The organism is Falsiroseomonas sp. (assembly GCF_041690465.1).
GTDB lineage: Bacteria > Pseudomonadota > Alphaproteobacteria > Acetobacterales > Acetobacteraceae > Falsiroseomonas.
Genome location: NZ_JAWLHG010000003.1, coordinates 67,417 through 86,161, shown reverse-complemented (window position 1 = coordinate 86,161; position 18,745 = coordinate 67,417). Strand labels below are relative to the sequence as shown.

The following is an 18,745-nucleotide window of genomic DNA, read 5'->3' as shown; positions in this document are numbered from 1 at the left end:
CAGGCGCCGCTGCGCGTTATTCCGCCCGCGCACCATCGAGGCGGCTGCCGGTCTGGAACATGGCCTGGACCCGCCGCGCCAGTGTGTCGAGTTCGAAAGGCTTGCCGATTACCTCGGCCCCCGGCGGCAGCGCCGTGCCGGCGTAGCCGGTGATGAACAGCACCGCCAGCCCGGGCACCCGCTCGCGCACCGCCTCGGCCAGTTGCCGCCCATTCATGCCGCTCGGCAGCCCGACGTCGGTGACCAGCAGGTCGGGGCGGGCGGCGCCCAGGATTCGTAATGCCGCCGGCCCGTCCCGCGCCTCCAGCACCGCATAGCCCAGCTCGCGCAGCCGATCGGCCGCCGGCCGGCGCACCGCATCCTCGTCATCGACCAGCAGCACCGTCCTGCTCGAGGCGGCCCGCCGCGGCGGCGACGCCGTCGGTTTCCCGCCCGCCTCCATCTCTCCGTGCGCCGGCAGGAGGAGGCGGACCGTCGTGCCCCGCCCCGGTGCGCTCTCGATCCGCACCAGGCCACCTGACTGCCGCACGAAGCCCCAGACCTGGCTGAGCCCCAGCCCCGTGCCCTCGCCCTGCGGCTTGGTGGTGAAGAACGGCTCGAACACCCGTCCGAGCACCTCCGGCGGCATGCCGGTGCCGGTGTCAGTGACCGAGATCGCCACGTAGGGGCCAGGCGGGGCCTCCTCCTCGATGTCCGCGGCCAGGAGTTCCACCTCCTCCGTTCCGATTGCCAGCCGCCCACCGTCGGGCATCGCGTCGCGGGCATTGATGCAAAGGTTCAGCAGCGCGCTTTCGAGCTCGTTCGGGTCGCACAGCACGCTGCCGGGCCCATCACGCAGCCGCAGCTCCACCGCGACGCCGGGTCCCACCGTGCGGCGGATCAGGTCCGCCAATCCCGCGACCAGCCCGTCCGCGTTGACGGGCCTCGGCTCCAGGCGCTGCCGCCGCGCGAAGGCCAGCAGACGCCGCGTCAGGCCCGCCGCGCGCTCCGCCGCCTGCTGCACGGCGTCGAGGTATCGCAGCGCCTCCTCGGCGCGGCCCTCGGCCACGCGGCGCCGCGCCATGTCGAGCCCGCCTGTCACGCCCTGGAGCATGTTGTTGAAGTCGTGCGCGATGCCACCGGTGAGCTGGCCCACCGCCTCCATCTTCTGCGCGTGCCGCAGCGTCTCCTCGGCGGTCATGAGCTCCGCCGTGCGCTCGGCGACGCGCCGCTCCAGCTCCTCGGCCGCCAGGCGGGCCTCCGTGATGTCGACGTTGCAGCCGGTGTAGCCGAGGAACCTGCCCGCATCGTCCAGGCGCGGGACGCCCTCGCAGCGCAGCCAGGCTATCCGGCCTGTCCTGTCGCGTACCCGCGTCTCGGTCATGAAGGGCCGCCGGGCCCGGAAGGCGGTCCGGAACGCGGCCTCGAACGCTTCGAGATCCTCCTCCAGCACGAAGCTTGCCCACCCGTCCCCCAGCATCTCCGCCGCGGGGCGCCCGAACATGTGGTCGAAATGCATATTGGCGAAGACGAGACGGCTATCGGCGTCGGTCATCCAGATCAGCGCCGGGGCGCTGTCGGCCATGTGGCGGAACCGCGCCTCGCTCTCGCGCAGCTGCTCCTCGGTCCGGCGTTGCTCGGTGACGTCCTGGCCGATCTTGAGGAAGCCGCGTAGATCTCCGTGCTCGTCGCGCAGCGCCATGACGCTGCCCTCGATGAACACCCGCGCGCCGTCTTTGCGCAGGTGCCAGCGGCGGTTCAGCGCGGAGCCGCGGGTGCGGGCCGTCTCGACCTCCTCGGCGTCCTGGTGCCTCTCCCGGTCCTCCGGCGTGAACAGGATGCTGCCTGGCTGCCCGACCGCCTCGGCCGCCGTCCATCCGAAGACGGCCGCCGCCCCGGGAAACCAGTCGGTGATCCGGTCCTCCGGGTCGGTGACGAAGATCGCGTAGTCGCGCGCATTCTCGACGATGAGGCGGAACCGCTCCTCGGTCGCGCGCAGCCTGCGGAGCTTGTGCAGCCGGTCGATCACGGGGCCCAGGAGCGTGGCGTAGGTGCGCAGGAACTCCGCATCCTCCTTGCCGAAGTCGCGCGGCTCGCGGCTGTCCACCTGCAGCAGGCCGTAGGCTTGCCCGCCGGGCAGGAAGATCGGCACGTTTGCCAGCGCGACCACTCCGGCCTCCTTCATGAAGGCGGGCACCTCGAACCGGTCCTCCTGGTTGATGTCCCGGCTGATGACAGGTCCGCCTGCCTCGATCGAGAAGGTCTCGGACGAGCGATCGCCGAGCGGAAGGCGCAGCTCGCCCACGATGTCCGGCTGCCAGCCGACGCCCGCCCGCACCAGGGCGCACCGTTCCTCGTGCTGGATCTCGATCGCCTTGGCGCGCCCGGTGCCGAGCGCCTCGGCCACAAGGCGGCAAGCCTCCGTCAGGATCTCGTCCAGGTTCTCGCTGCGCAGGGCGAATTCGCCGAAATCGGCGAGCACCCGCTGTCGCTTCACCATCTGATCGAGGTCTGGCATTGGGCTCCGTCCGGTGCTCTGGGCGCCCAATGGCCGGCGTCGAGGCGATGGGCCGCCGGGAATTAAAGCATCTGGCCTGACCCTGAAGAAGCGCTGTGCCGGTCACGTGGTCCGGTGCCTGCGAGAGGAAGTGGGGAGTCCGGGCGGAAGACGCACGCGCCGGGTCGGTCTTCGCGAAGCGCTCCACCACGGCGCGCAGCATGAGGGCGTAGATCGCCCCGATGAGGAAGTAGAGCAGTGCCTCGCGGATTATCTCTGAAGTGGGCTGCGCGCGCACGGCCCTGGGCAAGAGGAGCGCTGGCGCGAGGGCGAGGAGGTGGCGTCGTTGCAGGGCGTGGCTCCCTGTTGGCCGCGCATCAGCGCGTGGCGATCTCACGCGCCAGGGCGGCCCAGTCGGGCTGCTCGCGTCAGTCCTGCCAATTCACCGTCATGAAGGGGGCGGGCATCAGCAGCTTGTTCTCCTGGTTCTGCACCATCGGTCGGACCTTCGCGACATAGGCCTTCCAGCGCTCGTCCCCGAGCAGCCTGGCCCGCCGCTCCTCCCGCTCCTGCAGGCTCTCATATGCCCAGAGATGGATCACCTGGTTCAGCGGGCCGAACTCCGTGCTGTAATAGCCGACCATGCGGCCCAGGATCGGCTTCTGGATCGCCAGCCCCTCCGCCTCGTAGAGCCGCAGATAGGCGGGCGCCTGGCCCGCATGCAGCGTGTAGATCCGCTCCTCGACGATCATCCGATGCCTCTCCCTCTCGCATGTGTTGGCAGAACGGGCTTGCGCGCAGCATAGATCTGGTCCTACCAATTTGGTAGGGCCAGAGTGCGCGGGAGGGAATGGCAGACTTGCAGAACGTCGCCGAGCAGGGGCGCGGTGCGCGCGAGGACGAGCGCTCGGCCCTGGTCGGGCGGATCCTCACCTTCATCGCCCAGCGCGGCTTCGCGCCCGGCGAGCGCCTGCCCTCTGAACGCGATCTCGCCGAGCGCTTCGGCTTCGGGCGCAACGCCCTGCGCGAGGCGCTCGCCGTGCTGGAGACCGTGCGCGTCATCGAGCGCCGGCCGAATTCCGGGATCTTCCTCCGCGCCGTCGCCCGGCATGGCAGCCTTGATGCGCTGGTGCTCAGCGCCGATCTCGGGGTTCCCCTCACCGCTGCCGAGGTGGAGGAGGTGGTGGAACTGCGCCGGCTGATGGAGGTGCAGGGCACCGCGCTGGCCTGCGAGCGCCGCGGCGAGGATGACCTCGCCCGCATCGCGGAGGCCCTCGCCGGCGGCGAGCGCTGCATCGAGGCGGGCGGGAACTTCGCCGAGCCCGACGCGGAATTCCACCTCGCCGTCGCGGAGGCGACCGGCAACCGCGTCTTCCTGCGCGTCGTCAACTCCTTCTACCTCATCTCGCGCACCCGCCGGCGCCACTACTTCGCGGACGGCTCGCGCGCCGCCCTCTCCCAGGCGCAGCACCGCGCGATGGGCGAGGCCATCGCGGCGCGCGACGCGGCGCGCGCGGCGGAGCTGATGCGCGGCCATCTGCGCGGCGTCGAGAGCTACTGGCGGGAATTGCTGGAACGCCGGCCGGCCCGCGCCGAAACCAGCACCGGGGGAATGCCGGCATGAAGATTACCGAGGTCACCTGCCACCTGCTCCAGGCGAAGGTGGACAAGCCCTTCACCTCGGCGCGCGGGTGGCTCTACACGACGCGCTCCTCCTGCATCGTGGAGATCGCGACCGATGCCGGCATCACCGGCTGGGGCGAATGCTATGGCCCCGCCGCGGTGAACAAGACGATCGTGGAGACACAGTACCGCCAGCGCCTGCTTGGCCGCGACCCCTTCGACGTCGAGGTGGTGTGGGAGGACCTCTATAACCGGATCAAGGATTACGGCCTGACCGGCATGACGATCGCCGCGCTCTCCGGCGTGGACATCGCGCTCTGGGACATCATCGGCCGCGCCGTCGGCAAGCCGGTCCACAAGCTGATCGGCGGCGCCCACCGGACCGAGGTGCAGGCCTACGCCACCGGCCTCTACTTCATCGACATGGACCGCCTGGTCGAGGAAGCGGTGGAGGAAGCCGAGGAGTACGCGCGCCAGGGCTTCCGCGCGATCAAGATGAAGATCGGCCTCGGCGACATGCGCAAGGACCTCGAGCGCGTGAAGGCGGTGCGCGACGCCATCGGCCCCGACATCCAGCTTGCCGTGGACGCCAACCACTGCTTCACCGTGCCCCAGGCCATCCGCCTCGGCCGCGCGATGGAACCGCTCGACCTGATGTGGTTCGAGGAGCCGATCAGCCCCGAGGACCATGACGGCTACGTGGAGGTGACACGCGCGCTCGACATGGCGGTGGCCGGCGGCGAGAACGACTTCACTCGCTGGGGGTTCCGCGACGTCATCGCGCGCAAGGCGATGGACATCGTCCAGCCCGATGTCTGCGCCGCCGGCGGCATCAGCGAATGCCGCAAGATCGCCGCGCTGGCCTCCGCCCATGGCGTGGAATGCGTGCCGCATGCCTGGGGCAGCGCCATCGGCCTCGCCGCGACCTTGCAGTTCATCGCCGCGCTGCCGGACATGCCGCAGGCCTTCCGCCCGATCCCGCCCATGCTGGAGTTCGAGCAGACCCCGAACCCGCTGCGCGACGAGCTCGCCCGCGAGCCGATCGTGCAGAATCGCGGCATCGTCCGCATCCCCGATGGACCAGGCCTCGGCATCGAGGTGGACCGCGATGCGCTGGCCCGCTGGAAGGTGGCCTGAGCCATGCGCATCGCACTCACCGACCCGATCGAGCCGATCGGCGAGGCCATCCTGCGGGACGCCGGCCACGAGATCCTGCGCATGGCCGGCTCTGGCCCGGATGCCCTCCGCGCACTCTGCCGCGACGCCGACGCCGTCATCGTCCGCCAGAAGCTGCCCGACGACCTGCCGGAGCATGCGCGGCGCCTGCTCGCCGCGGTGCGCCACGGCGTGGGCGTGGATATGATCCCCGTGGAGGCCTGCTCGCGCCACGGCGTGCTGGTGGCCAACGTGCCGGGCGCCAATGCCGACGCGGTAGCCGAATTCCTGCTCGGTCAGATGCTCGCCATCGCCCGTCATGTCGAGGCGATGCATGCGGAACACCTGGCGCAGGGCTGGGCGCCGGCACGCCGGCGCGCGGATGCCGCGACGGAGCTGCGCGGCAAGACGCTCGGCATCCTCGGCGTCGGCGCCATCGGCTCGCGCCTGGCCGAGATCGCCGCGCATGGGCTGCGCATGCGCGTGCTCGGCCACCGGCGCAATCCGGCGGGGCTGCCAGCGCATGTCGCGCATGCCGCGCTGCCCGACCTCTTCGCCGAGAGCGACTACATCGCCCTCGCCTGCCCGCTGACGCCCGAGACGCGTGGCATCGTCTCCGCCGCGCTGCTCGCGCGCATGAAGCCGACGGCCTGGCTGCTCAACGTCGCCCGCGGCCCGGTCGTGGAGGAAGCGGCGCTGGTCGAGGCGCTGCGCGCGCGGCGCATCGGCGGCGCCGCCCTCGACGTGTACTGGGAGCAGCCGCTGCCCATGACGCATCCGCTGCGCGGCCTCGACAACGTGCTGCTCACGCCGCACGCGGCGGGCCTGACGCGCGAGAGCGTCACGGAGATGAGCCGCATCGCGACCGAGGAGGTGGTGCGCATCCTGCGCGGCGACCGCCCGGTGAACTTCATCAACCCCGAGGCCTGGCAGGCCGCCCGCGAGCGCCGGCACCGGCTCGGCCACCCCGTCGAGGAGCGCGCCGCCCGATGAGGATCACCCGTGTCCAGGCCACCTGGTGCCGTGTGCCGATTCCCTGGGAGAAGCAGCACACCAGCGATTTCGGCCGCGTGGCCAGCTTCGATTCCGTCATCGTCCGCGTGGAGACGGATGCCGGCCTCACCGGCTGGGGCGAGGCCAAGGCGGGCGTCGGCAGCGCCGCCGCCTGTGCCGGGCTCGCGGCCATCATCAACCTGGATTACGCGCCGCTGCTGGTCGGGCAGGACCCGCGCGACATCTCCCGCCTGTGGGACGTGATGTACAACACGCCGCGCGAGGGCTATGCGGTCGCCGAGGGCCATGTGCTGCCGCAGCTCGGCCGGCGCGGCCTCTCGGTCTCCGCCATTGCCGGCGTGGACGTCGCGCTGTGGGACATCCTCGGCAAGTCGCTCGGCGTGCCGGTCTGGCGCCTGCTGGGCGGACGCCGCGCCGAGCGCATGCCTGCATATGCCTCCGGCGGCTGGGCCGACGAGAACGGCATCGGCGCGCAGCTCAAGGGCTATTGCGACAAGGCGGGCTTCCGCGCCGTGAAGATGCGGGTCGGCGTGATGGATGGCTCCCCTGCCCGCTCCGCCGCCCGCGTCCGCGCCGCGCGCAGGGCGCTCGGCCCCGAGGTAAAGCTCATGGCCGATGCGCACGGCACCTGGACGGTGGCCGAGGCGAAGGCCTTCTGCCGCATGGTCGAGGATTGCGACCTGTTCTGGTTCGAGGAGCCGGTCACCGCCGACGACAAGGCCGGGCTGGCGGAAGTGCGCCGCTCCTCCGCCGTCCCGATCAGCACCGGCGAGAGCGAGTTCACCCGCCACGATTTCCGCGAGATCGCCGAGTTGCGCGGCGCCGACGTGCTGCAGCCCGACCTCGCCATCGCCGGCGGCATCACCGAGGGCGTGCGCATCGCCGCCATCGCGTCGGCCTTCAACCTCCGCCTCGCGCCGCACCTCTGGTCCGGCGCGCCGGCCTTCGCCGCCGGGCTGCATTTGGCCGCGAGCCAGAGCGCCGGCTTCATCCTGGAATACTCCCTCGGCCACAACCCGATGCTGCACGACCTGGTGGAGGAGGACTTTCCGGTGGCCGACGGCATGGTGGACATCCCCGACCGCCCCGGGCTCGGCATCACGGTGCGGGAGGAATTCGTCGAGCAGTACGGACAGACCGCATGAAGATCGTCGAGATCAAGGCCTATCCCACCAGCTTCCCCGTGCCGCCGGATGGCGGCGTCACGCTCGGCATTGGGCGCGCGGTGAAGCGCGACGCGGTGATGGTGAAGGTGGTGACGGAGGACGGCATCGTCGGCTGGGGCGAAAGCCATCACGGCCGTGCCCATACCGCGATCGCCAAGCTGATCGAGACGACGCTGAAGCAACTCGTGCTCGGCATGGATGCTGCCGACGTCAATGGCGTCTGGGCGAAGATCTACAAGTTCCAGCTCGGCAGCCACGGCATGGGCGCGGGCTGCGCGATGGCGATGAGCGGCCTCGACATGGCGCTCTGGGACATCCGCGGCAAGGCGGTGGGCTGGCCGCTCTACCGCCTGCTCGGCGGCAGCGCGCGCCCGATCCCGGCCTATGCCGGCGGCGTCGCGCTCGGCTACCAGCCGCCCGCGCAGCTGGTGGACGAGGCGCGGCCGCATGTCGAGGCCGGCTACCGCGCCGTGAAGCTGCGCGTCGGCGACACGGTATCGCGCGACATCGAGCGGATGGAGGCGGTGCGACAGGCCTTCGGCAACGACCTCGCGATCCTGACGGACGCCAACACCGGCTACCGCATCGAGGATGTGCGGCGCGTCATGCCGGCGATGGACGGGCTCGACATCGGCTGGCTCGAGGAGCCCTTCCCGGCCCACGACCACCACGCCTATGCGCAGGCCAGCGGCTACGGCCGCACGCCGCTGGCGGCCGGCGAGAACCACTTCACGCGCTTCGAATTCACGCGCGTGCTGGAGGACGGGGCAATCACCATCTGGCAGCCCGACCTGTCGAAATGCGGCGGCGTGACGGAGACGATGCGGATCGCGGCCATGGCCTCCGCCTTCAAGATCCCGGTGCATCCGCACAGCTCGATGACCGGCATCAACCAGGCGGCCAGCATCCACCTGCTCGCGGCGCTGGACAATGGCGGCTACTTCGAGGCCGACGTCTCGCGCGGCAACCTCTTCCGAGACCGGCTGTGCAGCGAGCCCTGGCGCATCGGCGCGGATGGTTGCGTGCGTCCGCTGGAAGCCCCGGGGATCGGCGTGGAGGTGGACGAGGAGTTCCTGCGCGCCCACCCGGCCATCGAGGGGCCCGGCTATGTCTGACGGCTGACTGCAACGCGGCGGAAGGCCCGGTCCACCGGCCCGCCGAAACGAGGGAGGAAAACCATGAAATATCTCAGGCTGTCCGTGTTCCTGCTGCTGCTGGCCGCGCTTCCGGCGCGAGCCCAGGACTTCCCGAGCAAGGAGATCCGCTTCCTCTGCGGCTTCTCCCCCGGCGGCACCTGCGATCTGCTCAGCCGCATCCTGGCCGAGCATCTCACCCCGATCTTCGGCCAGCGCGTGCTGGTGGAGAACCGCACCGGCGCCTCCGGCATCATCGCCGCCGACACTGTCGCAAAGGCCGCGCCGGACGGCCACACGGTCTATCTCGCAACCATGGCGCTCCACACCATCCTGCCGGTGATGCCGGGCGTGCCGATCCCCTTCAACATCGATCGCGACGTGACACCCATCGCGAATGTCGCGAACATCTACAACATGCTCGTCGTTCGCCCGGACGCGCCGTTCCGGACGGTGGAGGAGATGATCGCCTATGGCAGGGCCAATCCCGGTCGGCTGACCTATGCCAGCGCCGGCAACGGCACCAGCCAGCATCTCTCCGGCGAGTATTTCAAGCGCATCACCGGACTCGAGATCCTGCATGTGCCGTATCGCGGCGGCGCGCCGGCGATCGTGGACATCGTGGCGGGCCGCACCGACATGATGTTCGGCAACATGCCCGAGTTTCTCGGCCAGATCCGCGGCGGCGGGCTGCGGCCGCTTGCCTTCGGCGCACCCCGCCGCAGCCCGCTGTTTCCCGAGCTGCCGCTGATCAACCAGGTCCTGCCGGAGTTCGAGATCCGCAACTGGTTCGGCATCGCCGGCCCGGGCAACCTGCCGCCCGCAATCGTCGCGCGCTGGACGGATGCGCTCCAGCGGGTCGGCGCAGACCCCGCCTTCCAGCGCCGCATGACGGAGAACGGCATGGAGATCATCATCGGCTCGCAGGCGGAATTCCTGGAGACCATCCGCGCCGACCGTGCGCGCTGGGGCAACGTCATCCGCGACGCCAACATCCGCGCGGACTGACCGCGGCGCGGCGCTGCGGCCGTCCGGTCGCAGCGCCAGTGGCGGGCGCCCGTCAGAGGAGATCGACGCTGGGTTGGGCAGTGGAAATACTGACCCTGCCGTTGGACCAGAGCGCAACTTCGCCGCCCTCGACGACAGCGGCGTTGTACGAGATGCCCTCCACATACAGGTTGCGGTTAGTATCCGGCGTTCCGCCCCAGCGGTCGTTGAGAAAGGTGATCCCACCCCAGGCGTGGGAGCCCGGCGCCGGTGCGCCCGACGGGAAGTAGGTGTGCGGGTTGGCATGGCCCGCCCAGGCGGCGAGGTCGCCCGGTCCGGCGAAATAGTCCGCCTCTCCGCGGAGCTGCAGGCGGCGCATGGGGCTGGAGAACCCGGGCGAGGGCTTCGGCGCGGCCCCCTCGCGGATCTGCGGGGTTCGACCTGCTCTACGCGAATTTGCAGAAATCCATGGTCATCGCCAGCCTGGCCGGCCGCCTCGTGCGCCGCCGGGTGCAATGACGGCTAAAGCAAGACGTCGAGGTACCAGGCGAGCAGGAGCGCCGCCACGACGCAGAGCGCCAGGCCGAAGCCGATGATCGCGCGATTGCTGAGCCGCCGCGGGCGGGATTGTGTCATGGCAGCCTCTCTCGGGGCGGCGCAGCGGTTGCCATCTCAGCCACCCTGCGGTCCCAGGAAGGCCTGACGCATGAAGAGCGTGTAGTCGGACTCGAACAGCATCAGCGCGGCGAAGACCAGCACAAGCAGCGGCGGCAGCAGGATGGCGTAGGCAAGGGCCAGCCGCTCCCACGCCATGTGCATGAAGATGGCGACGATCAGCCCGGCCTTCAGCATCATGAACAGCAGGATGAGACCCCAGCGCAGCGCGCCCTGGAGATGGAAGTAGTCCACCAGGTAGGAGAACAGGCTCAGGACGAAGAGCCAGCCCCAGACGACCAGGTAGACCCTTATCGGGTGCTGCTGGCCTTCGTGCGGGGCGGTCGTCGCGGCATGCACGCTCGCGGATGGCTGCGCCATGGCGATCTCCTCACCAGAGATAGAACAGGGCGAAGATGAAGACCCAGACCAGGTCCACGAAGTGCCAGTAGAGGCCTGCAATCTCCACCATCTCGTAGCGGCCGCGACGGCCGGTAAGGCCGCCCGGCCGTTCGGCCTCCAGGTCGCCGCGCCAGACCTTGCGGGCGACGATCAGCAGCATGATCACCCCGATCGTCACATGCGTGCCGTGGAAGCCCGTGATGGTGAAGAAGGCCGCGCCGAACTGCGCAGCACCCCAGGGATTCTCCCAGGGTCGCACGCCCTCATGGATCAGCTTCGACCATTCGAAGGCCTGCATCCCGACGAAGGTTGCGCCGAACAGCGCCGTCAGCAGCATCAGCGCCGTGGTCCGCACGCGGTCGCGGCGATAGGCGTAGTTGACCGCCATCGCCATCGTGCCGCTGCTGCTGATCAGCACGAAGGTCATGATGGCGATCAGCAGCAGGGGGAAGTTCGTGCCTGCGACCTCGAGCGCGAAGACCTCGCTCGGGTTCGGCCAGGGCACGGTCGTGGATGCCCGCACCGTCATGTAGCTCAGCAGGAAGCAGCCGAAGATGAAGGTGTCGCTGAGCAGGAAGATCCACATCATGGTCTTCCCCCAGGAGGCCCCCTTGAAGGAGCGCTGGTCGGAGGACCAGTCGGCCACGACGCCGCGCCAGCCCGCGGGCCGGGCAACGGTCGGGGCATGCAGCGGCGCGGTGTCCATCGGCCTTCCTCCTACCTGAACGGGGCGGTGCAGAGCGCGACGAGCCAGTCGAGCGAGGGCGAGAAGGACAGCGTCGCGAACAGCACGATCCAGGCCAGCAGCAGGAAGTGCCAATAGGCGGCGCAGAGCTCCATGCTCAGCTGGAGTCGGTCCGGGGGGGCATGGCGCAGCTTCGCTCCTGCCCTGCCCAGCGCGACGAGGCCGCCCAGCAGGTGCAGGCCGTGCACGGCGGTGATGAGATAGAAGAACGCGTCCGCCGGGTTGTTCGCCGGCAGGTAGCCCGCGCGCGCGAGTTCCCGCCAGGCAAAAAGCTGGCCGAGCAGGAAAAGCAGGCTCGCGCCCGCGCCGAGCCGCAGGTTGGACGCGACCGCCTCGCGCTCGCCACTCTGCGCCGCACGGGCAGCGCGGTGCAGCATGACACTCGCCAGCACGAGCACCGCGGTGTTGGCCCAGAGCAGGCCCGGGCGCGGCGTCGGGCTCCAGTCCGCCATCTCCATCCGCATCGAGTAGGCGCTGAGGAGAAGCAGCAGCAGCGTCGCCACGACCGCCATGAACATGCCGAGGCCGAGCTTCGCCGCGGGGATGGCGACGGCACCGCGCAGCGGCAGGTGGTCCATCGGTCCCGTCTCGAGCCAGGGCCTGCTCGCCAGGCCCTGACGGCCCAGCCACCAGAACGCGACGGCAGCGAGCGCGGCGACGAAGAGCAGGATGACGATCATGCCGTGGCCTCGCCCTTGGCGACATCCGCCGGCGGCGGCAGAGGCTGGTTCTGCGGCACGAAATCCTCCTCCGCGCCGGGAACGGCGTAGTCGTACGCCCAGCGATGGACCACCGGCAGCTCCCGGCCCCAGTTGCCGTGGCCGGGCGGCGTCTCGGGCGTCTGCCATTCGAGGGTGGTGGCGCGCCAGGGATTCGGTCCCGACTCCCTGCCGTGGCGTAGGCTCCAGGCCAGGTTGAACAGGAACAGCACCTGCGCCGCGCCGACGACCAGCGCGACCACGCTGATGAAGGCGTTCAGGTCTGCAGCGGAGGCCGGCACGAAGGAGGTCTCGCCAATCTCGTGGTAGCGCCGCGGCACCCCGAGCAGGCCGAGATAGTGCATGGGGAAGAAGATGAGGTAGGCGCCGAGGAAGGTGATCCAGAAGTGGATCCTCCCCATCGTCTCGTCGAGCATCCGCCCGGTGACCTTCGGGTACCAGTGATAGATCCCGCCGAGGATCACCAGCACCGGCGCGACGCCCATCACCATGTGGAAATGCGCCACCACGAACATGGTGTCGGAGAGCGGCACGTCCACGACGACATTGCCGAGGAACAGGCCCGTCAGCCCGCCATTGACGAAGGTGACGATGAAGGCGAGCGCGAAGAGCATCGGCACGGTGAGGTGGATGTTGCCGTGCCAGAGCGTCAGCAGCCAGTTGTAGACCTTGATCGCCGTCGGGATGGCGATGATCAGCGTGGTGGTGGCGAAGAAGAAGCCGAACCACGGATGCATCCCGCTGACGTACATGTGGTGCGCCCAGACCACGAAGCTGAGCGCGCCGATGATGACGATGGCCCAGACCATCATGCGATAGCCGAAGATGTTGCGCCGCGCGTGCGTGCTGATGAGGTCGGAGACGATGCCGAAGGCCGGAAGTGCCACGATATAGACTTCCGGATGGCCGAAGAACCAGAACAGGTGCTGGAACAGGATCGGGCTGCCGCCGCCGTAGCGTAGCTGCTGCCCAAGCTCGACCAGGGTGGGCATGAAGAAGCTGGTGCCGAGCAGCCGGTCGAGCAGCATCATCACCGCACCGACGAACAGCGCCGGGAAGGCCAGCAGCGCCATCACGGTCGCGGTGAAGATGCCCCAGACGGTCAGCGGCATGCGCATCAGCGTCATCCCCCGCGTGCGCGCCTGCAGCACGGTGACGACGTAGTTCAGCCCGCCCATGGTGAATCCCGCGATGAACAGGCAGAGCGAGACCAGCATCAGCACGATGCCCCATTCGCGCCCGGGCGTGCCGGAGAGGATCGCCTGTGGTGGATACAGCGTCCAACCCGCTCCGGTCGGGCCGCCGGGGACGAAGAAGCTCGCCACCAGCACCAGCACGGCCAGCAGGTACACCCAGTAGCTGAGCATGTTGACGAAGGGGAACACCATGTCCCGCGCGCCGATCATCAGCGGGATCAGGTAGTTGCCGAAGCCGCCGAGGAACAGCGCGGTCAGCAGGTACACCACCATGATCATCCCGTGCATGGTGATGAACTGATAGTAGGCCTGCGGGTCGATGAAGGTGAAGGTCTCGGGGAAGCCCAGTTGCAGGCGCATCAGCCAGGAGAGTACCAGCGCCACCAGCCCGATGGCGGTCGCCGTCAGCGAATACTGGATGCCGATGATCTTGGCGTCCTGGCTGAAGACGTAGGTGCTCCACCAGCCGTGCGGGTGGGGCAGCTCCATCTCCGGAACTTCCGCCGCCGGGACCGGACCGCCGGCGCCGTGCGCGAGTTCGCTCATCGCCTCGCCTTCCTTCCCTTCCGGCCGGCGATGCCCGAAGGCGCGGGCTCACCGTGCCGGTCGTTCTTCTCCCGCCGCGACGTGCTCCGCGGCCATGGCGTTGTGGCCGCTCATCGCTGCGCCGCCGCGAGTTGCGCGAAGCGGCGCTGCCCGCCGAGCCAAGCCTGGTACTCCTCCTCCGTCTGCACGACGACGCGCCCGCGCATGATGGCGTGGCCGGAGCCGCAGAGCTCGGCGCAGAGCACGTCGAAGGTGCCGGTGCGGGTGGGCGTGAACCAGAAATAGGTGACCGAGCCCGGGATCATGTCCATCTTCGCCCGGAACTCCGGCACGTAGAAATCGTGCAGCACGTCGATGGAGCGCAGCAGCACCTTCACCGGCCGGCCGATCGGCAGGTGCAGGTCCTCCGCCTCGATGATGACGTCGTCCTGTCCCGCGGGATCGCCCGGCACCAGGCCGAGCGGGTTTTCCGGCGCGATCAGCCGGGTGTCCACCGCACCGAGCGTGCCGTCCTCGCCAGGCAGGCGATAGCTCCACTGCCATTGCTGGCCGACGATCTCGATCTCGGCGGCATCCGCCGGCACGGTGACGAAGCGGTGCCAGACGATCAGCCCGGGCGCCAGCATCGCCGCCACGCCGAGCGCGGTTGCGACGGTCAGCCAGACCTCGAGGCGCTTGTTCTCCGGTTCGTAGGCGGCACGACGGCCGGGTGCGGCGCGGTAGCGGAACACGCACCAGGCCATGAACAGCACAACGGCGACGAAGACGACGCCGGTGATCCAGAAGGTGATGGTGATGGTCGCGTCGATGTAGTCCCAGTTGGAGGCGATCGGCGTCCACCACCACGGACTGAGCAGGTGAAAGACGACCGACCCGACGGCGACCAGCACGAAGACGAGGGCGACGATCATCGCGGCGTCATCCCCGCCACACGCAGTCGCGGCTGCCGACAGGCGCCACCGGGCATGCCGCGCCGCGGGGGTGGGCTATCGGCGCGGCGCCTCGGTCAGGAAGCTGTTCGGCCTTCGCCATGGACCGACCCTCTGCCACGCGCTTCGAAGCATGGGATGCAGCAGGCAAGACACGTCCCAGTACGTTGCCTGACTCGACCATGGCCGACAACAATATTTGCCCGATGTCAGCGGCATGTGATGGCTCGGCGCCTGCCGACGAACCGGGATGGCGATACGCAGGCCCGGGCTCGGGCTGCCCGGCACGGGCGAGGCACCCTCCTGACCCAGACGTCCGGTCAATGTCCGATTCCTCGCGAGCCACGAACCGGACGACGATGACGGGGCTGTCCGCAAGAGGCCGGAAAGGAGGGAATTCGGATGGTAGCGGCGAGCGGACTTGAACCGCTGACCCCGGCATTATGAGTGCCGTGCTCTAACCAGCTGAGCTACGCCGCCCCAAAGCGGAAGGCCCGTGCCTTCCGTCCGCGAGGGCGCTCGGTTACGCCGCAGCCCCTTCGCTGTCAACGCCCGCGGCGTCACGGCTGGGCTGCACTCGGATGAAGCCGCCGCCCAGCACGCGCTCACCGTCGTACAGCACGCAGGCCTGGCCGGGCGCGACCACGTTCGGCGCCTCCAGAACCACGCGCAGCAGCCCGGCCGCGGCGTCCCACATCGCGAGGCCAGGGCGCGGCACCTCTCGCCCCCGCAGCTTCACCTGCACGCGCCGTGGCGCCGCCGGCGGCGGGCCGAGCCAGTTCACCTCGCCGACGACCACCTCCGCTCGCGGCAGCGCGGCGCGCGGGCCGACCACGACACGGCGGCGCGCGGCGTCCACCGCGGCAACGAACAGCCGCTCGCCCGGCCCGCCGATGCCCAGCCCCTTGCCCTGCCCCACCGTGTAGCGCCCGATGCCGCGATGCTTGCCCACCACGCGGCCTTCCAGGTCAACGATCTCCCCGGGCTCGGCGGTCTCGGGGCGCAGCCTCGCCACGGTCTCGGCGTAGTGACCGGCGGGGACGAAGCAGATGTCCTGGCTGTCCGGCTTCTCCGCCACCGCCAGGCCGAGCCGTGCAGCTTCGGCGCGCACCGCCGCCTTGTCCGGCATGTCGCCCAGCGGGAAGCGCGCGAAGGCGAGCTGGTCCGGCGTCGTCATCGCCAGGAAGTAGGACTGGTCGCGCGTGGGATCGGCGGCGCGATGCAACTCCGGCCCCGCTGGCCCGTCCATGCGGCGCGCGTAATGCCCGGTCGCCAGCGCCTCGCAGCCGAGGTCGCGGGCCAGCGCGACGAGGTCCTGGAACTTCACCGTCTGGTTGCAGCGGATGCAGGGGATCGGCGTCTCGCCGCGGGCGTAGCTGTCGGCGAAATCCGCGATCACGGCGGAGCGGAAGCGCGCCTCGCGGTCCAGCACATAGTGCGGGATATCGAGCGTGTCGGCCACGCGGCGCGCATCGTGGATGTCCTGCCCGGCGCAGCACGCACCCTTCTTCTGAACGGTCATGCCATGGTCGTACAGCTGCAGGGTGGCGCCGATCACCTCGTGGCCCGCCTGCTTCATCAGCCCGGCGACGACCGAGGAATCCACACCGCCCGACATGGCGACCAGGATCCTCATCCGCGCAGCCCCATCTGCCAGAACGCCGCCTCCAGCCGCGCGGCCTTCGCGAAATCCGCGCTGAGGGACGCGAAGCGCGCTTCGCCGCCATGGCTTTCGCCCAGCGCATCCAGCCGCGCCGCCGCCCCGCGGGCAAGCGCCTGGTATTCAGCGCCGGCATACATCGCGATCCAGCTCTCATAGGGGTTGTCGTCGCGGGAACGCGTGGGCGATGCCTCGATCATCAGCGCGATCTCGCCATAGCCCACGGTGCAGGGTGCCAGCGCCACTTCCAAGTCGAGGATATCGCCCGCGACCCCGCGGTCCAGCACCCAGCGCGTATAGGCCACGGTTTCCGCGGCCTCCGGCTCGGCGAGGACGGCGCGCTCGGAGATGCCCCATTCGGCGCAATAGCCGAGGTGCAGCGTCATCTCGTGCAGCAGCGCCTGGATGGCGGCGGCCTTGTCGCGGAAGGCATCGAGGCTCTCCGCCTTGTAGGCCGCCAGCGCGAAGGCGCGGGTGAACTGCACCAGGAACAGGTAATCCTGCACCAGGTAGCGCTTGAAGGCCGTCAGCGGCAGCGAGCCGCCGGCGATCCCCTGCACAAAGGGATGCCAGGTGTAGGCGCGCCAGTCGGCGGCGTTCGCGTCCTTCAGCCGGCGGAACAGCCCGCCGTCGCGGCCATAGGCGCCAAGCCCGTCGTTGCTATCCAAGGGCGTTCCGCGTGCCGGCCGGCAGCTTCACCACCAGCCCGTCCAGCGCCTCGGTCATGATGATCTGGCAGCCCAGCCGGCTGGTCTCCTGCAGGTCGAAGGCCAGGTCGAGCATGTCCTCCTCGTCCTCGGTCGGCTTGGCGAGCTTGCCGAACCAGGCCCCGTCCACCACCACATGGCAGGTCGAGCACGCCAGCGATCCCTCGCAGGCGCCCTCGATGTCCACGCCGTGCTTGTGCGCGATCTCCAGCACCGAGAGCCCGAGCGGCGCATCCACTTCCTTGCGCGTGCCATTGCGCTCGATGAACGTCATCTTCGGCATCTGAAGGCCCTATTCCGCCGCGCCCGCCGGTTCGGCCGCGGCGCCGGTTGCTGCGATGGCCCCTCGCCAGGCGGCGCCAAGTGCCGCGGCGGCCAGATCCACCTCGGCCGGGGAGGTAAAGCGGCCGATCCCGATCCGCAAGGTGGCGCGCGCCCGCGCCTCCGGAAGGCCGAGCGCCTTCAGCACATGGGACGGCTCGACCTCGGCCGAGGAACAGGCCGAGCCGGTCGAGAGGCAGAGCTCCGGCGCCGCGTCCATCAACTGCTGCGCGGTCACCCCGCCGGGAAAGGCCAGCGAGAGGTTGCCCGGAACGCGCCGTTCGCGGTGCGCATTGACCTCCACCCCCGGCACCTCGGCCGCCAGCGCGGCGAGAAAGCGGTCGCGCTGGCCAGCGATCCGCCCGGCATCCAACGGCATCTCCTGAAGCGCGATCCGGCAGGCCTCGCCAAGGCCGACGATCAGCGGCGCCGGCAGCGTGCCGGAGCGCAGCCCCCGCTCCTGCCCGCCGCCGGAGAACAGCGGCTTGAGCCGCACCCGCGGCCGGCGACGCACATACAGCGCCCCGATGCCCTTCGGCCCATAGAGCTTGTGGCCGGAGATCGAGGCCAGGTCCGCCCGGATGGCTCCGACATCGAGCGGGATGCGCCCGCAGCCCTGCGCCGCATCGGTGTGGAACAGCGTCCCATGCCGCTTGGCGATCTCCCCGATCGCTTCCAGGTCCTGGATCACCCCGATCTCGTTGTTCACCGCCATCGCCGAGACCAGCAGCGTGGGCCGCTCGGCCAGCGTCGCCTCCAGCAGGTCGAGGTCGAGCAGCCCGTCGGGGCGCACCGGCAGCACCACCGGCTCGAACCCTTCGGCGCCGAGGTCCTTCACGCTCTCCAGGACGCATTTGTGCTCGGTGGCCAGCGTCACCACGCGCCGGCGATCCGTCCCCTGCGCCGCCGCGAAGCGGGCGGCGCCTTTGACAGCCAGGTTGTTGGATTCGGTCGCGCCGGAGGTGAACAGGATCTCGGACGCCTCGGCGCCGATCAGCGCCGCGACCTGGCCGCGCGCCTGTTCCACGGCTTCCTCCGCCGCGCGCCCCATCGCATGTTCGACCGAGCCGGGATTGGCGAAGTTCTGCTCCCACCACGGGCGCATCGCCGCCAGCACGCGCGGATCGAGCGGCGTGGTGGCGTGGTTGTCGAGATAGATCGGGCGGTTCGGCCGGGTCATCCTGCGTCCCTTGGGCGCCGCCTATGTGGCGCTGTTGCCGGCCGCGGGGAAGCCCGCATCAGAAATGGCTCAGCACCTCGTCGAGCCCTTCCGGATGCGTTGCCTCGCGTCCTCGTCATCCGCCCGGGAGGC

At 69.9% G+C, this 18,745-nt stretch carries 18 protein-coding genes and 1 tRNA gene; 6 read left to right on the top strand and 13 right to left on the bottom strand.

The features are described 5' to 3' along the window. Window positions 1–16: 16 nt before the first annotated feature. Together ACESM1_RS04270 and ACESM1_RS04265 are read right to left on the bottom strand one after the other, a co-directional pair. Window positions 17–2,497 carry a PAS domain S-box protein gene (locus ACESM1_RS04270; RefSeq protein WP_372618040.1) on the bottom strand — a complete coding sequence of 827 codons (2,481 nt, stop codon included), beginning with the start codon at window positions 2,495–2,497 and terminating at the stop codon, window positions 17–19. Window positions 2,498–2,904: 407 nt separating this feature from the next. Further along, window positions 2,905–3,228 (bottom strand): NIPSNAP family protein, encoded by a 324-nt coding sequence (locus tag ACESM1_RS04265; protein ID WP_372618039.1) that lies wholly within the window; start codon window positions 3,226–3,228, stop codon window positions 2,905–2,907. Between the two features lie 98 nt (window positions 3,229–3,326). Between ACESM1_RS04265 and ACESM1_RS04260 the strand changes: the two genes are divergently transcribed. The 6 genes from ACESM1_RS04260 to ACESM1_RS04235 all read left to right on the top strand — a co-directional run bounded on the left by ACESM1_RS04260 (window position 3,327) and on the right by ACESM1_RS04235 (window position 9,575). After that, window positions 3,327–4,100 carry a FadR/GntR family transcriptional regulator gene (locus tag ACESM1_RS04260; RefSeq protein WP_372618038.1) on the top strand — a complete coding sequence of 258 codons (774 nt, stop codon included), beginning with the start codon at window positions 3,327–3,329 and terminating at the stop codon, window positions 4,098–4,100. Continuing rightward, on the top strand, window positions 4,097–5,236 hold the full coding sequence (locus ACESM1_RS04255) for a mandelate racemase/muconate lactonizing enzyme family protein (protein WP_372618036.1): 1,140 nt from the start codon (window positions 4,097–4,099) through the stop codon (window positions 5,234–5,236). The genes ACESM1_RS04260 and ACESM1_RS04255 overlap by 4 nt, the downstream gene beginning before the upstream one ends. A 3-nt stretch (window positions 5,237–5,239) precedes the next feature. After that, window positions 5,240–6,247, top strand: coding sequence for a hydroxyacid dehydrogenase (locus tag ACESM1_RS04250; protein ID WP_372618034.1), 1,008 nt, complete (start codon window positions 5,240–5,242; stop codon window positions 6,245–6,247). Beyond that, window positions 6,244–7,413: a mandelate racemase/muconate lactonizing enzyme family protein gene (locus ACESM1_RS04245; protein ID WP_372618033.1), complete on the top strand. Its 1,170-nt coding sequence runs from the start codon at window positions 6,244–6,246 to the stop codon at window positions 7,411–7,413. The genes ACESM1_RS04250 and ACESM1_RS04245 overlap by 4 nt, the downstream gene beginning before the upstream one ends. Next, window positions 7,410–8,549: a mandelate racemase/muconate lactonizing enzyme family protein gene (locus ACESM1_RS04240; protein ID WP_372618031.1), complete on the top strand. Its 1,140-nt coding sequence runs from the start codon at window positions 7,410–7,412 to the stop codon at window positions 8,547–8,549. Before ACESM1_RS04245 ends, ACESM1_RS04240 begins: the two co-directional genes overlap by 4 nt. A gap of 63 nt (window positions 8,550–8,612) precedes the next feature. Further along, window positions 8,613–9,575: a Bug family tripartite tricarboxylate transporter substrate binding protein gene (locus ACESM1_RS04235; RefSeq protein WP_372618030.1), complete on the top strand. Its 963-nt coding sequence runs from the start codon at window positions 8,613–8,615 to the stop codon at window positions 9,573–9,575. Window positions 9,576–9,627: 52 nt separating this feature from the next. Here ACESM1_RS04235 and ACESM1_RS04230 read toward each other — a convergent pair whose 3' ends face one another. From ACESM1_RS04230 to ACESM1_RS04180, 11 genes are all read right to left on the bottom strand, one after another. Beyond that, window positions 9,628–9,933 carry a hypothetical protein gene (locus ACESM1_RS04230; protein ID WP_372618028.1) on the bottom strand — a complete coding sequence of 102 codons (306 nt, stop codon included), beginning with the start codon at window positions 9,931–9,933 and terminating at the stop codon, window positions 9,628–9,630. A gap of 293 nt (window positions 9,934–10,226) precedes the next feature. Then, window positions 10,227–10,589, bottom strand: coding sequence for a cytochrome C oxidase subunit IV family protein (locus tag ACESM1_RS04225; protein WP_372618026.1), 363 nt, complete (start codon window positions 10,587–10,589; stop codon window positions 10,227–10,229). 10 nt (window positions 10,590–10,599) lie between these two features. Then, on the bottom strand, window positions 10,600–11,316 hold the full coding sequence (locus ACESM1_RS04220) for a heme-copper oxidase subunit III family protein (protein WP_372618024.1): 717 nt from the start codon (window positions 11,314–11,316) through the stop codon (window positions 10,600–10,602). Window positions 11,317–11,327: 11 nt separating this feature from the next. Then, on the bottom strand, window positions 11,328–12,035 hold the full coding sequence (locus ACESM1_RS04215) for a cytochrome c oxidase subunit 3 (RefSeq protein ID WP_372618022.1): 708 nt from the start codon (window positions 12,033–12,035) through the stop codon (window positions 11,328–11,330). After that, window positions 12,032–13,816 (bottom strand): cytochrome c oxidase subunit I, encoded by a 1,785-nt coding sequence (gene ctaD, locus ACESM1_RS04210; protein ID WP_372618020.1) that lies wholly within the window; start codon window positions 13,814–13,816, stop codon window positions 12,032–12,034. The genes ACESM1_RS04215 and ctaD overlap by 4 nt, the downstream gene beginning before the upstream one ends. A gap of 110 nt (window positions 13,817–13,926) precedes the next feature. After that, window positions 13,927–14,727, bottom strand: a complete 801-nt coding sequence (gene coxB, locus ACESM1_RS04205; protein ID WP_372618018.1) for a cytochrome c oxidase subunit II — start codon at window positions 14,725–14,727, stop codon at window positions 13,927–13,929. Window positions 14,728–15,148: 421 nt separating this feature from the next. Further along, window positions 15,149–15,225: transfer RNA gene (locus ACESM1_RS04200), tRNA-Met, on the bottom strand. 43 nt (window positions 15,226–15,268) lie between these two features. Next, window positions 15,269–16,381 (bottom strand): tRNA 2-thiouridine(34) synthase MnmA, encoded by a 1,113-nt coding sequence (gene mnmA, locus ACESM1_RS04195; protein WP_372618016.1) that lies wholly within the window; start codon window positions 16,379–16,381, stop codon window positions 15,269–15,271. Next, window positions 16,378–17,073: a TenA family protein gene (locus tag ACESM1_RS04190; protein ID WP_372618014.1), complete on the bottom strand. Its 696-nt coding sequence runs from the start codon at window positions 17,071–17,073 to the stop codon at window positions 16,378–16,380. The genes mnmA and ACESM1_RS04190 overlap by 4 nt, the downstream gene beginning before the upstream one ends. Further along, window positions 17,066–17,395 (bottom strand): ferredoxin family 2Fe-2S iron-sulfur cluster binding protein, encoded by a 330-nt coding sequence (locus ACESM1_RS04185; protein WP_372618013.1) that lies wholly within the window; start codon window positions 17,393–17,395, stop codon window positions 17,066–17,068. Before ACESM1_RS04185 ends, ACESM1_RS04190 begins: the two co-directional genes overlap by 8 nt. Window positions 17,396–17,404: 9 nt before the next feature. Beyond that, a complete protein-coding gene (locus tag ACESM1_RS04180) occupies window positions 17,405–18,613 on the bottom strand; it encodes a cysteine desulfurase family protein (RefSeq protein WP_372618012.1) in 1,209 nt (402 codons plus the stop codon). Window positions 18,614–18,745: the final 132 nt, after the last annotated feature.

Excerpts from the sequence above, each read along its gene's own strand:
- ACESM1_RS04270 (WP_372618040.1), bottom strand. The coding sequence starts at position 2,497 with ATGCCAGACCTCGATCAGATGGTGAAGCGACAGCGGGTGCTCGCCGAT.
- ACESM1_RS04265 (WP_372618039.1), bottom strand. The coding sequence starts at position 3,228 with ATGATCGTCGAGGAGCGGATCTACACGCTGCATGCGGGCCAGGCGCCC.
- ACESM1_RS04260 (WP_372618038.1), top strand. The coding sequence starts at position 3,327 with ATGGCAGACTTGCAGAACGTCGCCGAGCAGGGGCGCGGTGCGCGCGAG.
- ACESM1_RS04255 (WP_372618036.1), top strand. The coding sequence starts at position 4,097 with ATGAAGATTACCGAGGTCACCTGCCACCTGCTCCAGGCGAAGGTGGAC.
- ACESM1_RS04250 (WP_372618034.1), top strand. The coding sequence starts at position 5,240 with ATGCGCATCGCACTCACCGACCCGATCGAGCCGATCGGCGAGGCCATC.
- ACESM1_RS04245 (WP_372618033.1), top strand. The coding sequence starts at position 6,244 with ATGAGGATCACCCGTGTCCAGGCCACCTGGTGCCGTGTGCCGATTCCC.
- ACESM1_RS04240 (WP_372618031.1), top strand. The coding sequence starts at position 7,410 with ATGAAGATCGTCGAGATCAAGGCCTATCCCACCAGCTTCCCCGTGCCG.
- ACESM1_RS04235 (WP_372618030.1), top strand. The coding sequence starts at position 8,613 with ATGAAATATCTCAGGCTGTCCGTGTTCCTGCTGCTGCTGGCCGCGCTT.
- ACESM1_RS04230 (WP_372618028.1), bottom strand. The coding sequence starts at position 9,933 with ATGCGCCGCCTGCAGCTCCGCGGAGAGGCGGACTATTTCGCCGGACCG.
- ACESM1_RS04225 (WP_372618026.1), bottom strand. The coding sequence starts at position 10,589 with ATGGCGCAGCCATCCGCGAGCGTGCATGCCGCGACGACCGCCCCGCAC.
- ACESM1_RS04220 (WP_372618024.1), bottom strand. The coding sequence starts at position 11,316 with ATGGACACCGCGCCGCTGCATGCCCCGACCGTTGCCCGGCCCGCGGGC.
- ACESM1_RS04215 (WP_372618022.1), bottom strand. The coding sequence starts at position 12,035 with ATGATCGTCATCCTGCTCTTCGTCGCCGCGCTCGCTGCCGTCGCGTTC.
- ctaD (WP_372618020.1), bottom strand. The coding sequence starts at position 13,816 with ATGAGCGAACTCGCGCACGGCGCCGGCGGTCCGGTCCCGGCGGCGGAA.
- coxB (WP_372618018.1), bottom strand. The coding sequence starts at position 14,727 with ATGATCGTCGCCCTCGTCTTCGTGCTGGTCGCCGTCGGGTCGGTCGTC.
- mnmA (WP_372618016.1), bottom strand. The coding sequence starts at position 16,381 with ATGAGGATCCTGGTCGCCATGTCGGGCGGTGTGGATTCCTCGGTCGTC.
- ACESM1_RS04185 (WP_372618013.1), bottom strand. The coding sequence starts at position 17,395 with ATGCCGAAGATGACGTTCATCGAGCGCAATGGCACGCGCAAGGAAGTG.
- ACESM1_RS04180 (WP_372618012.1), bottom strand. The coding sequence starts at position 18,613 with ATGACCCGGCCGAACCGCCCGATCTATCTCGACAACCACGCCACCACG.